Source organism: Klebsiella sp. G-Nf4 (genome assembly GCF_002810615.1).
Classification (GTDB): domain Bacteria; phylum Pseudomonadota; class Gammaproteobacteria; order Enterobacterales; family Enterobacteriaceae; genus Klebsiella; species Klebsiella variicola.
Map to the genome: position 1 here is coordinate 210,559 of NZ_PION01000007.1, position 12,046 is coordinate 222,604.

The 12,046-nt window shown below is 56.5% G+C and carries 15 protein-coding genes; 11 read left to right on the top strand and 4 right to left on the bottom strand.

Translation table 11 applies throughout. The features are described 5' to 3' along the window. Positions 1-142: 142 nt before the first annotated feature. The 6 genes from accD (at position 143) to CWM57_RS16140 (ending at position 6,069) form a co-directional block, all read left to right on the top strand. Positions 143-1,063 carry an acetyl-CoA carboxylase, carboxyltransferase subunit beta gene (gene accD / locus CWM57_RS16115; RefSeq protein ID WP_061153771.1) on the top strand — a complete coding sequence of 307 codons (921 nt, stop codon included), beginning with the start codon at positions 143-145 and terminating at the stop codon, positions 1,061-1,063. Between the two features lie 75 nt (positions 1,064-1,138). Beyond that, positions 1,139-2,407 carry a bifunctional tetrahydrofolate synthase/dihydrofolate synthase gene (folC, locus tag CWM57_RS16120; protein WP_100676081.1) on the top strand — a complete coding sequence of 423 codons (1,269 nt, stop codon included), beginning with the start codon at positions 1,139-1,141 and terminating at the stop codon, positions 2,405-2,407. Further along, positions 2,397-3,092 (top strand): cell division protein DedD, encoded by a 696-nt coding sequence (gene dedD, locus CWM57_RS16125; RefSeq protein WP_100676082.1) that lies wholly within the window; start codon positions 2,397-2,399, stop codon positions 3,090-3,092. Before folC ends, dedD begins: the two co-directional genes overlap by 11 nt. 216 nt (positions 3,093-3,308) lie before the next feature. Continuing rightward, the gene (gene cvpA / locus CWM57_RS16130; protein ID WP_002913214.1) at positions 3,309-3,797 is read left to right on the top strand and encodes a colicin V production protein; all 489 of its coding nucleotides are present in this window, start codon (positions 3,309-3,311) and stop codon (positions 3,795-3,797) included. A gap of 33 nt (positions 3,798-3,830) precedes the next feature. Further along, positions 3,831-5,348 (top strand): amidophosphoribosyltransferase, encoded by a 1,518-nt coding sequence (purF, locus tag CWM57_RS16135; RefSeq protein ID WP_100631067.1) that lies wholly within the window; start codon positions 3,831-3,833, stop codon positions 5,346-5,348. Between the two features lie 136 nt (positions 5,349-5,484). Next, a complete protein-coding gene (locus CWM57_RS16140) occupies positions 5,485-6,069 on the top strand; it encodes a UbiX family flavin prenyltransferase (RefSeq protein WP_074387934.1) in 585 nt (194 codons plus the stop codon). A gap of 65 nt (positions 6,070-6,134) precedes the next feature. On the opposite strand, the gene CWM57_RS27765 is transcribed toward CWM57_RS16140, so the two are convergent. After that, a complete protein-coding gene (locus CWM57_RS27765) occupies positions 6,135-6,296 on the bottom strand; it encodes a hypothetical protein (protein ID WP_165784213.1) in 162 nt (53 codons plus the stop codon). 40 nt (positions 6,297-6,336) lie between these two features. On the opposite strand from CWM57_RS27765, the gene argT reads away from it, so the two are divergent. From argT to hisP, 5 genes are all read left to right on the top strand, one after another. After that, on the top strand, positions 6,337-7,119 hold the full coding sequence (argT, locus tag CWM57_RS16145; protein ID WP_008803930.1) for a lysine/arginine/ornithine ABC transporter substrate-binding protein ArgT: 783 nt from the start codon (positions 6,337-6,339) through the stop codon (positions 7,117-7,119). A gap of 267 nt (positions 7,120-7,386) precedes the next feature. After that, a complete protein-coding gene (gene hisJ, locus CWM57_RS16150) occupies positions 7,387-8,169 on the top strand; it encodes a histidine ABC transporter substrate-binding protein HisJ (RefSeq protein ID WP_002913209.1) in 783 nt (260 codons plus the stop codon). A 66-nt stretch (positions 8,170-8,235) separates the two neighbouring features. After that, positions 8,236-8,922, top strand: coding sequence for a histidine ABC transporter permease HisQ (locus CWM57_RS16155; RefSeq protein WP_061153777.1), 687 nt, complete (start codon positions 8,236-8,238; stop codon positions 8,920-8,922). Then, positions 8,919-9,635, top strand: a complete 717-nt coding sequence (locus tag CWM57_RS16160) for an ABC transporter permease (protein ID WP_061153778.1) — start codon at positions 8,919-8,921, stop codon at positions 9,633-9,635. The genes CWM57_RS16155 and CWM57_RS16160 overlap by 4 nt, the downstream gene beginning before the upstream one ends. A gap of 7 nt (positions 9,636-9,642) precedes the next feature. Further along, a complete protein-coding gene (gene hisP / locus CWM57_RS16165; protein ID WP_008803931.1) occupies positions 9,643-10,416 on the top strand; it encodes a histidine ABC transporter ATP-binding protein HisP in 774 nt (257 codons plus the stop codon). Between the two features lie 5 nt (positions 10,417-10,421). On the opposite strand, the gene CWM57_RS16170 is transcribed toward hisP, so the two are convergent. From CWM57_RS16170 to CWM57_RS16180, 3 genes are all read right to left on the bottom strand, one after another. Beyond that, the gene (locus CWM57_RS16170; protein ID WP_074387935.1) at positions 10,422-10,949 is read right to left on the bottom strand and encodes a GNAT family N-acetyltransferase; all 528 of its coding nucleotides are present in this window, start codon (positions 10,947-10,949) and stop codon (positions 10,422-10,424) included. 75 nt (positions 10,950-11,024) lie between these two features. Further along, positions 11,025-11,579: a helix-turn-helix transcriptional regulator gene (locus tag CWM57_RS16175; protein ID WP_061153780.1), complete on the bottom strand. Its 555-nt coding sequence runs from the start codon at positions 11,577-11,579 to the stop codon at positions 11,025-11,027. Positions 11,580-11,582: 3 nt separating this feature from the next. Then, complete coding sequence (locus tag CWM57_RS16180; protein WP_100676083.1) at positions 11,583-11,843, bottom strand: hypothetical protein; 261 nt, start codon at positions 11,841-11,843, stop codon at positions 11,583-11,585. Between the last annotated feature and the right edge of the window lie 203 nt (positions 11,844-12,046).

The window sequence follows — 12,046 nt, forward strand, 5'->3', positions numbered from 1 at the left end:
CGGTTTGACCACTTTTTTATCCCATGTTCCGGGATGATATGATTTAATGTGCAACATTCATGGTCTGTAAGAGGCAAAAATGGCATTATGCGCCCCTTACGACAAAACTGGCATCGACCAGGTTCAGGCAGAAAGGTTATCAATGAGCTGGATTGAACGAATTAAAAGCAACATCACTCCCACCCGCAAGGCGAGCATTCCTGAGGGTGTATGGACCAAGTGCGACAGCTGCGGTCAGGTACTCTACCGCGCCGAGCTGGAGCGCAACCTGGAGGTTTGTCCTAAGTGCGATCACCATATGCGCATGTCGGCGCGTAATCGCCTGCATAGCCTGTTGGATGAAGGTTCTCTGGTAGAACTGGGTAGCGAACTTGAGCCAAAAGATGTGCTGAAGTTCCGCGATTCAAAAAAATACAAAGACCGCCTGGCGTCCGCTCAGAAAGAGACGGGCGAGAAAGACGCGCTGGTGGTGATGAAAGGTACGCTCTATGAGATGCCGGTGGTTGCCGCCGCCTTTGAGTTCTCCTTTATGGGGGGCTCGATGGGTTCCGTCGTCGGTGCACGCTTTGTGCGCGCGGTGGAGCAGGCGCTGGAAGACAACTGCCCGCTGATCTGTTTCTCCGCCTCCGGTGGTGCCCGTATGCAGGAAGCGCTGATGTCGCTGATGCAGATGGCGAAAACCTCCGCTGCGCTGGCAAAAATGCAGGAGCGCGGATTACCGTACATCTCCGTGCTGACCGACCCGACCATGGGCGGCGTATCGGCGAGCTTTGCGATGCTGGGCGATCTGAACATTGCCGAGCCGAAAGCGCTGATCGGCTTTGCCGGTCCTCGCGTGATTGAGCAGACCGTACGTGAGAAGCTGCCGCCGGGATTCCAGCGCAGTGAGTTCCTGATTGAAAAAGGGGCGATTGATATGATCGTTCGCCGCCCGGAAATGCGTCTCAAGCTGGCCAGCATTCTGGCGAAGCTGATGAACCTGCCGGCGCCGGTTCCCGCTTCGGAAGCGCCTAATGAAGGCGTGGTGGTGCCGCCGGCACCGGATCAGGAACCAGAGGCCTGATAAAGCAGAGGGCAGGGCCTGGCGGCGCTGCCCTTTTTTATTCATACGCGTTAACCGTCAATTCTTGCGGGCATCATGGAAAAAGATCCTATTCCTCAGGCCACGTCGCCCCTGGCTACGTGGCTTTCTTATCTGGAACATCTGCACAGTAAAACCATCGATCTGGGGCTGGCGCGCGTCAGCGAGGTCGCCGGGCAGATGGCTATCGTCAAACCGGCGCCGTTTGTCTTTACGGTTGCTGGCACCAATGGCAAAGGCACCACCTGCCGTACCCTGGAAACCGTCCTGATGGCGGCTGGCTATAAAGTGGGGGTTTACAGCTCCCCGCACCTGGTGCGCTACACCGAACGCGTGCGCATTCAGGGAGCTGAACTACCGGAGGCGGCGCATACGGCCTCGTTTGCTGAAATCGAAGCGGCGCGCGGTGACATATCGTTGACCTATTTTGAGTACGGCACGCTCTCGGCGCTGTGGCTGTTTAAGCAGGCGCAGCTGGACGTGGTGATCCTTGAGGTAGGGCTGGGTGGCCGTCTCGACGCCACTAACATCGTGGATGCTGACGTGGCGGTGGTCACCAGCATCGCCCTCGATCATACCGACTGGCTGGGGCCGGATCGCGAAAGTATCGGCCGGGAAAAAGCGGGTATCTTTCGTGCCGGTAAACCGGCGGTGGTGGGTGAGCCGGATATGCCGCACACCATTGCCGACGTGGCCAGCGAGAAAGGCGCGCTGCTCCAGCGCCGCGGCGTCGACTGGCGCTATGAGGTGGAGGGCGAAACATGGTCCTTCCACGACGGGGCCGGGGCGTTAAGCCGCCTGCCGTTGCCTCAGGTGCCGTTGCCGAATGCGGCGACGGCCGTGGCGGCGCTGCGCGCCAGCGGGCTTGCTGTCGATGAGACTATCCTCCGCGATGGGATCCGCGATGCGATGCTGCCGGGACGCTTTCAGATAATCAGCGACGCCCCGCGGGTGATCCTCGATGTAGCGCATAACCCACACGCGGCGGCCTACCTCGCCGTGCGTCTCAAAACGTTAGCGAAAACGGGACGCGTGCTGGCGGTTATTGGTATGCTGCATGATAAAGACATTGCCGGCACGCTGGCCAATCTGGCCCCGGAAGTCGATGCCTGGTACTGTGCGCCGCTGGAAGGGCCGCGCGGAGCGACGGCGGAGCAACTGGTGGAACATTTGCGTGGCGGCACAGTCTATACCAGCGTGGCGCAGGCGTGGCATGCGGCCATGGCTGACGCTAAAGTGGAAGATACCGTGCTGGTGTGTGGTTCATTTCACACCGTAGCGCAGGTAATGGAAGAGATAGACGCGGGGAGAATCGGTGGCGAGTAAGTTTCAGAACCGTTTAGTCGGGACAATCGTGCTGGTGGCGCTGGGGGTGATTATCCTGCCAGGGCTGCTGGACGGGCAGAAAAAGCATTACCAGGATGAGTTTGCCGCGATCCCACTGGTGCCGAAACCGGGCGATCGCGATGAACCGGATATGTTGCCAGCGGCGACCCAGGCGTTGCCTTCGCAACCGCCGGAAGGGGCGGCGGAAGAGGTGCGGGCGGGCGATGCCGCCGCGCCATCGTTAGATCCGTCGCGTATTCCGGTGAACAGCAACAGCTTCGATGACGTTCAGGAGCCGGTGGTGGCCGCGAAACCGCAACCCAAGCCGCAGCCGAAACCACAGCCACAGCCGCAACAGCAGGCCGCGACGCCAACGCCGCAGCCGGCTAAGCCGCAGCAGCAACAGCCACCGCAGCAGCAGGCGGCCCTGCCGGCGCCGACCGGCAAAGCCTATGTGGTTCAACTGGGCGCGTTGAAGAACGCCGATAAAGTGAATGAGATTGTCGGTAAACTACGGGCCTCGGGTTTCAAAGTCTATACGTCGCCTTCGACGCCGGTACAGGGTAAAATTACCCGCATCCTCGTCGGCCCGGATGCGTCAAAAGACAAGCTGAAAGGCCAACTGGGCGATCTGCAACAGATCTCCGGACTCAGCGGGGTCGTGATGGGCTTCACCCCAAACTGATTGTTTTTTTCGTAATGCGGAGAGAACGTTGCGGGGAGAAACGCCCCGCAAACCCTGTCTCAGCCGCCCTGAAGAGGCGAAAGGCAGTCTGGCGTTGAATGTTTTTTCAGCGCCATTTTTATTTCTGTAGGGCATGGAAATCCCTACGCAAACGTTTTCTTTTTCTGTTAGAATGCGCCCCGAACTGGACGACAGGGCGTAAATCGTGGGACGTATATGGTCTGGATTGATTACGCCATTATGGCGGTGCTGGGTCTTTCTTGCCTGGTCAGCCTGATCCGCGGCTTTGTTCGCGAAGCTTTATCGTTAGTGACGTGGGGTTGCGCGTTTTATGTCGCCAGCCATTACTACGCTGACCTGTCTGTCTGGTTTACGGGCTTTGAGGATGAACGGGTTCGAAATGGGATTGCTATTGCGGCGCTGTTTATCGTGACGCTCATCGTTGGCGCTATCGTGAACTATGTGATAGGTCAGCTGGTGGAGAAGACCGGTTTGTCAGGTACCGACAGGGTATTGGGGATCTGCTTCGGCGCGCTACGTGGGGTGCTGATCATCGCCGCTATCTTGTTCTTCCTTGACACTTTTACCGGGATGGCGAAGAGCGATGACTGGCATCAGTCGCAGTTTATTCCCTATTTTACCCCCGTCATCAGATGGTTTTTTGAATACCTGCAAAGCTCGTCAAGTTTCTTGCCTAAAGTATAGACTTTGGGTCGTTGCTGAACGAGGAAAAGACGTATGTGCGGTATTGTCGGTATCGCCGGTGTTATGCCGGTTAACCAGTCGATTTATGATGCGCTAACGGTGCTCCAGCACCGTGGACAGGATGCCGCTGGCATCATCACCATTGATGCCAACAACTGCTTCCGGTTGCGTAAGGCTAACGGGCTGGTAAGCGACGTATTCGAAGCCCGCCACATGCAGCGTATGCAGGGCAATATGGGTATTGGCCACGTGCGTTATCCTACGGCGGGCAGCTCCAGCGCCTCCGAGGCGCAGCCGTTTTACGTTAACTCGCCGTATGGCATCACATTGGCGCATAACGGCAACCTGACCAATGCGCACGAGCTGCGTAAAAAGCTGTTTGAAGAAAAACGCCGCCACATCAATACCACCTCTGATTCCGAAATCCTCCTCAATATTTTCGCCAGCGAGCTGGATAACTTCCGCCACTACCCGCTGGAAGCGGACAACATCTTCGCTGCGATTGCGGCGACCAACCGCCAGATCCGCGGCGCGTATGCGTGCGTGGCGATGATTATCGGTCATGGCATGGTGGCCTTCCGCGACCCCAACGGCATTCGTCCGCTGGTGCTGGGTAAACGTGACGTTGGCGACGGCCGCACCGAGTATATGGTGGCGTCTGAAAGCGTGGCGCTCGATACGCTTGGTTTTGAATTCCTGCGCGATGTCGCACCGGGCGAAGCGGTCTATATTACCGAGAAAGGCCAGCTGTTTACCCGTCAGTGTGCCGATAATCCGGTCAGCAACCCGTGCCTGTTCGAGTACGTCTATTTTGCCCGCCCGGACTCGTTTATCGACAAAATTTCCGTCTACAGCGCCCGCGTCAACATGGGGACTAAGCTGGGCGAAAAGATTGCCCGTGAGTGGGAAGATCTGGATATTGACGTCGTTATCCCGATCCCGGAGACCTCCTGCGACATCGCTCTGGAAATCGCCCGCATTCTCGACAAGCCTTATCGTCAGGGCTTCGTGAAGAACCGCTACGTCGGCCGGACGTTTATCATGCCGGGTCAGCAGCTGCGTCGTAAATCTGTTCGTCGTAAGCTCAACGCCAACCGTGCGGAATTCCGCGATAAGAACGTGCTGCTGGTCGATGATTCCATTGTACGCGGCACCACCTCTGAGCAGATCATTGAGATGGCGCGCGAAGCGGGGGCGAAAAAGGTTTATCTGGCCTCCGCTGCGCCGGAAATTCGTTTCCCGAACGTGTACGGTATCGATATGCCGACCGCCAACGAACTGATCGCCCATGGCCGCGAAGTGGATGAGATCCGCCAGATCATCGGCGCCGATGGCCTGATTTTCCAGGATCTCAACGATTTGATCGACGCGGTGCGCGCGGAGAACCCGGATATTCAACAGTTTGAATGCTCGGTGTTCAACGGCGTGTACGTCACCCGGGATGTCGACCAACAGTACCTCGACTACCTTGACTCCCTGCGTAACGATGATGCCAAAGCGGTACAGCTGCAGAACGAAGTCGAAAATCTGGAGATGCACAACGAGGGTTAACCCCTTCGCGCATCGCGGGCCTGCCGTTCCTGAGGGACGGCGGGCCTTTTTTTATCCCATTGGTGGTGCCTCAATGGTTGCGCCAGAGGCTATAATCCGGCAAAGTCTGCGGCACACGCGCAAGGGGTAACAGAACGTGAAACGACTGATTATTGGCATTTCTGGCGCCAGCGGCGCTATCTATGGCGTGCGGATGCTGCAGGTGCTGCGGGGTGTGCCGGAGATTGAAACCCATCTGATCCTCAGCCAGGCGGCGCGGCAAACGCTGGCCCTCGAGACCGACTTCAGCGTGCGCGACGTGCAGGCGCTGGCCGATGTGGTGCATGACGCCCGCGATATCGCCGCCAGTATCTCTTCCGGTTCGTTTAAAACCGCCGGGATGGTGATTTTACCCTGCTCAATGAAAACGCTCTCTGGCATTGTCCATAGCTATACGGATGGCCTGCTGACGCGGGCGGCCGATGTCGTGCTGAAGGAGCGTCGTCCGCTGGTGCTCTGCGTGCGGGAAACGCCGTTCCATCTCGGCCATCTGCGATTGCTGGTTCAGGCCGCGGAGCTCGGGGCGGTCATTATGCCACCGGTGCCGGCCTTTTATCACCGGCCGCAAAGCCTGGATGATGTCATCAACCAGACCGTCAATCGGGTGCTCGATCAGTTCGATATTAGCCTGTCTCAAGACCTGTTTACTCGCTGGCAGGGGACACTGGATTGCACTAAATAAGTGCATTCAATGTACGCTTGCGCCTCGGTGGTGCAAATTTGTCGTCCCGATCAAATCCTCGACATTTATTTCGTCTTTTTGCGCTGAGGCACTGCGGTTTCGCCAGTAATGCTGGTATCTTCCCTTCCAAGACAATCCTGCAACTTTATTTTAACAAATTTAACCCTGTTCCCGACACGCACCGGGAAGATGGCACAAAAACTGCAGGATTGATCGGCAATCACCATAACAAGCAACGCACCACATCACGACACTTAAGGGTACTGTATGAAGAAGACGATTCTGGCTCTCTCTTTACTCGTGGGAATGAGCAGCACGGCGAGCGTGTTTGCTGCTCTGCCGCAGAGCATTCGCATTGGCACTGACGCGACCTATGCGCCATTTTCGTCGAAAGACGCAAAAGGGGACTTTGTTGGTTTTGATATCGATTTAGGCAATGAGCTGTGCTCCCGAATTAAGGTGAAATGTACCTGGGTCGGCAGTGATTTTGACTCCCTGATCCCCTCCCTCAAAGCGAAGAAAATTGACGCCATCATCTCTTCGCTCTCCATCACCGAGAAGCGTCAGCAAGAGATCGCCTTCTCTGACAAGCTTTATGCCGCTGACTCGCGTCTGATCGCCGCCAAAGGGTCGCCGATCCAGCCGACGCTGGAGGCGCTGAAAGGCAAGCACGTCGGGGTGCTGCAAGGTTCTACTCAGGAAGCCTATGCCAACGACCGCTGGCGTAGCCAGGGCGTTGACGTGGTGGCCTACCAGAACCAGGATCTGATCTATTCAGACCTTGCTGCAGGCCGTCTGGATGCGGCGCTGCAGGATGAAGTCGCCGCCAGCGAAGGCTTCCTGAAACAGCCTGCCGGGAAAGATTTCGCCTTCGCCGGCCCGTCGGTGAAAGATAAAAAGTACTTTGGCGACGGTACCGGTATCGGCCTGCGTAAGGACGACGTCGAACTGAAAGCCGCGTTTGATAAAGCGCTGGGCGAGATACGTAAAGACGGCACCTACGACAAAATGGCGAAGAAATACTTCGATTTTAACGTTTACGGCGACTAAGACTGCTGCAGGCCCGCACGATAGTGTGGGCCTGACGCCATACTCGTGATCCTGCCCCAGAACGGTGCAACAAAAAACGCTGTGGATCATTTCAGTGCAAAAGCAGCCAGTTTTTTGGCTAAAAAATGCATAGTTAAGCGTTTCTGATGCAAAAAATCGGCCTTTCTGGTGCATAAATCTTTGCCCTCAAGGGGCGAATAATGGCACGATAACTGGCGTAAATAGTTCTAATAAACCCGTTAGAATGACAGTCTGTCGAGGATAGTTATGAAAAAACTGGCGTTGTCTCTCTCTTTAGCGCTGGCCCTTTCCAGCGTTTCCACGGTCTTTGCCGCCATTCCGCAAAAAATTCGTATTGGCACCGATCCGACTTATGCCCCCTTCGAATCGAAGAATGCGCAGGGGGAATTGGTGGGTTTTGATATCGATCTGGCAAAAGAGCTGTGTAAGCGTATTAATACCCAATGTACCTTTGTTGAAAACCCGCTGGATGCACTGATCCCCTCCTTAAAAGCCAAGAAAATCGACGCGATTATGTCTTCGCTGTCGATTACCGAAAAGCGCCAGCAGGAAATTGCCTTCACCGACAAGCTGTACGCGGCAGATTCGCGTCTGGTGGTGAAAAAGGGCAGCCCGGTAACGCCGGATCTGGCCACGCTGAAAGGTAAGCGCGTGGGCGTGCTGCAGGGGACGACTCAGGAAACCTATGGCAATGAGCACTGGGCGCCGAAAGGTATCGAAATTGTCTCCTATCAGGGGCAGGACAATATCTATTCCGACCTGACCGCCGGCCGTATCGACGCCGCGTTCCAGGATGAGGTCGCGGCCAGTGAAGGGTTCCTTAAACAGCCTATCGGTAAAGATTACCAGTTTGGCGGACCGTCGATTAAAGATGAGAAGCTGTTCGGCGTCGGCACCGGTATGGGGCTGCGTAAGGAAGACAACGAACTGCGTGAAGCGCTGAATAAGGCGTTTGCAGAGATGCGTAAGGACGGCACCTACGACAAACTGGCGAAAAAATACTTCGATTTTAACGTATACGGCGAATAATTCTCACGCCTCACCACTGCGCGTGCGTTTCACGCGCAGTGGTGAATGACAGACAGGGTAGGCAGCATGCTGTATGGGTTTTCACAGGTTATTTTGCAGGGTGCGCTCGTCACCCTGGAGCTTGCGCTCAGCTCGGTCGTTATTGCGATCCTGATCGGGCTGGCCGGCGCTGGCGCGAAGCTATCGAGCAATCGTCCTCTGGCGCTGGTGTTTGAAGGCTATACCACACTGATTCGCGGCGTCCCCGACCTGGTGCTGATGCTGCTGATTTTCTATGGCCTGCAGATTGCGCTAAACAGCGTCACTGATGCGCTGGGCATGACGCAGTTTGATATCGATCCGATGATCGCCGGGATTATCACCCTCGGCTTTATCTATGGCGCCTATTTTACGGAAACCTTCCGCGGCGCCTACCTTGCGGTGCCAAAGGGGCATATCGAAGCGGCTACCGCATTCGGCTTTAGCGGCGGGCAGACGTTCCGGCGTATTCTGTTCCCGGCGATGATGCGCTACGCGCTGCCGGGGATCGGCAACAACTGGCAGGTTATCCTCAAGGCAACGGCGCTGGTCTCGCTGCTGGGTCTGGAGGATGTGGTCAAAGCCACGCAGCTGGCCGGGAAAAGCACCTGGCAGCCGTTCTACTTTGCCATCGTCTGCGGCCTGATTTATCTGGTGTTTACCACCCTTTCTAATGGCGTACTGCTGCTGCTCGAACGCCGCTATACCGTTGGCGTGAAGAGGGCTGACCTGTGATTGAAATTATTCAGGAGTACTGGAAATCACTGCTGTGGACCGACGGCTATCGCTTTACCGGCGTGGCAATAACCTTATGGTTGCTGATCGCCTCGGTGGTGATGGGCGGCGTTATGGCGGTGTTTCTGGCGATCGGCCGCGTCTCAAGCAATAAATTTATCCAGTTCCCCATCTGGCTGTTCACTTACATCTTTCGCGGCACGCCGCTGTATGTGCAACTGCTGGTTTTTTACTCCGGCATGTATACCCTGGAAATCGTCAAAGGCACGGAACTGCTGAACGCTTTTTTCCGCAGCGGGCTAAACTGCACGGTGCTGGCGTTAACCCTGAATACCTGCGCCTATACCACTGAAATTTTCGCTGGGGCGATCCGCTCAGTACCTGCCGGGGAAATTGAAGCGGCGCGGGCCTACGGCTTCTCGTCCGTCAAACTGTACCGCTGCATTATTCTGCCTTCCGCGCTGCGCATTGCGCTACCGGCCTACAGTAACGAAGTGATCCTCATGCTGCACTCCACCGCGCTGGCGTTTACCGCTACGGTGCCCGATCTGCTGAAAATCGCTCGCGATATTAACTCCGCGACCTATCAGCCGTTCACTGCCTTTGGCATCGCCGCGGTGCTCTATTTAATTATCTCGTATGTGCTGATTAGCTTGTTCCGTAAAGCGGAAAAGCGCTGGTTGCAGCATATCAAACCTTCTTCGACGCATTGAGAACGCCATGTCCGACAATAAATTAAACGTTATCGATCTGCACAAACGCTATGGAGAACACGAGGTGCTGAAGGGCGTCTCCCTGCAGGCGAAAGCCGGGGACGTGATCAGTATCATCGGTTCATCGGGTTCCGGGAAAAGCACCTTTTTGCGCTGCATTAACTTCCTCGAAAAACCGAGCGAGGGCACGATCGTCGTCAGTGGCCAGAATATTGGCCTGGTGCGGGATAAAGACGGCCAGCTGAAGGTGGCTGACAAGAACCAACTGCGTCTGCTGCGTACTCGCCTGACCATGGTGTTCCAGCATTTCAATCTGTGGAGCCATATGACGGTGCTGGAGAACGTCATGGAGGCGCCGATTCAGGTGCTGGGCTTAAGCAAACAGGAAGCGCGCGATCGCGCGGTAAAATACCTGGCCAAGGTCGGGATTGACGAACGTCAGCAGGCGAAATACCCGGTACATCTCTCCGGCGGCCAGCAGCAGCGTGTCTCTATTGCCCGCGCGCTGGCGATGGAGCCGGAAGTGCTGCTGTTTGATGAGCCGACGTCAGCGCTGGATCCGGAACTGGTGGGCGAAGTGTTGCGTATCATGCAGCAGCTGGCGGAAGAGGGAAAAACCATGGTGGTGGTGACCCACGAAATGGGCTTTGCCCGCCACGTCTCTTCGCATGTTATTTTCCTGCATCAGGGCAAAATTGAAGAAGAAGGGCATCCGGACGCGCTGTTTGGCGCGCCGAAAAGCCCGCGCCTGCAGCAGTTTCTGAAAGGTTCGCTGAAATAAATGCTTCACCCGGCGTCTGTGGGCGTCGGGTGAGATTCACGCTCCAGCCGATAGATCCAGTCATCGTAATCGACGCCGTTCAGATGATAGGCTTTCTCCAGCACCTGGGTGCGCACAAAGCCCTGTTTCTCCAGCAGACGCGATGAGCCACGATTTTCTCCCAGCACCCAGGCATTGATGGCCTGCACGCCCAGCGTGCTGAAACCATAATCGCAGATCGCACGCAGCGCTTCGCTGGCGTAGCCTTTTCCCTGAGCCTGCGGCAGCAGGGCGTAGCCGACGTCAGCCTCGTGCGGATTTTTCGGACTGATGCGTAGCCCAATATCGCCCAGTGCGTCGCCGCGTTTATCTCGCAAAACAAACACCCCGGGATCGGCACAGCGGCTGGCAAACACGCTGCGCAGCGCCGTCTCGCTTAACACTTCCCCCATGAAACGCATCACCTGCGGATCCTGACGCAGGCGCAGAAAAAAGGGCCAGTCGGCGGCAACAAAGTGGGTAAGCGAAAGGCGCAGCGTGGTTATTGTCGTCATAAAGCAGTCAATACGGAGAAAGGAAGGTCCACCTTACCACTTTGCTTCTTCTGATTACACCGGCGAACCGGCCAGTCAGCGGCCAGCTGGCGATGAACTCAGGAGTTTCAGGTGTCCCTGTACGCGCTGGTTGTCCGGGATACTACGAAGCTGCAGCGCCAGGTTGAGGCTATCCAGGAGTTGAGCATGAGCCACCAGCGTAGAATCGGCGGCGAGGCGCTTCTCCGCGACCAGCCAGTCAACGACGGTTTTCCAGCGCCATAGCGGGGAGTTGCCTGTAACCCGCTGGACCGGCCCGGGAAAACGCCCACTACCGCGAGTGCCTTCTTTTAGCATGGCGATAGCCTGGCGGGAGACGCCAGTGAGCTCGGCGATATCGCTCAGCCCCACCAGCGTTGAATCTACCGATTCCACACGGACCTGGGGTAGCGCGGCGGATTCAACGTCGCGGATCGCGGACAGTACCGCCTGTTCGAGAGATTCGCTATCGCGGTCAAATTCCAGGTAGACCGCAGTGCCGTAGAAGCAGATCAGCGCATCGCTACAGCCTGCGGCAAAGAGCGCATCTTCCAGTCCTGGCGTCTGGCTGGTGACGCCGGAAAGCGTCAGCGTAAAATTAAAAAGCGGCATCGTTTAGCGTTCCTTATGCGTGTGCGTGATACGGTCCGTCGCTGAAAGCGAGCAGCGTTCGATCATTCTGATGATCTGCCGGGCATGATTTTCAGGCGGCGCAGGCGTCGACCATATGCTCATCATGTGCTGACGGTGTTCGGCTATCCCGCAAATCAGCCGCGCAAAGCAGTGGCTGCTTCTGCCCGCGGGTATCACTATCCAGCCCTCCGCCAACGCTCTGGTGATGGCGGCCCTGATATGTTTGTCCGGATGTTCCTTCATCGCGATGTCCTGCTCAGAATAAAAGGGGTGTTGACGTTCGTCAACATTTTTGGCGATAAAAGCATCGCCAGGACGTTATGGCAGAAGAAGTCATTTGACGTTGGAATACACTTCACAATCAACGCGGTGAAGGGAACAGAAGAAAAAAACGTTGCGAGGTAGTGTCCAGTTGGAGGAAATCAGGGGAGCCAATGCTCCCCCGT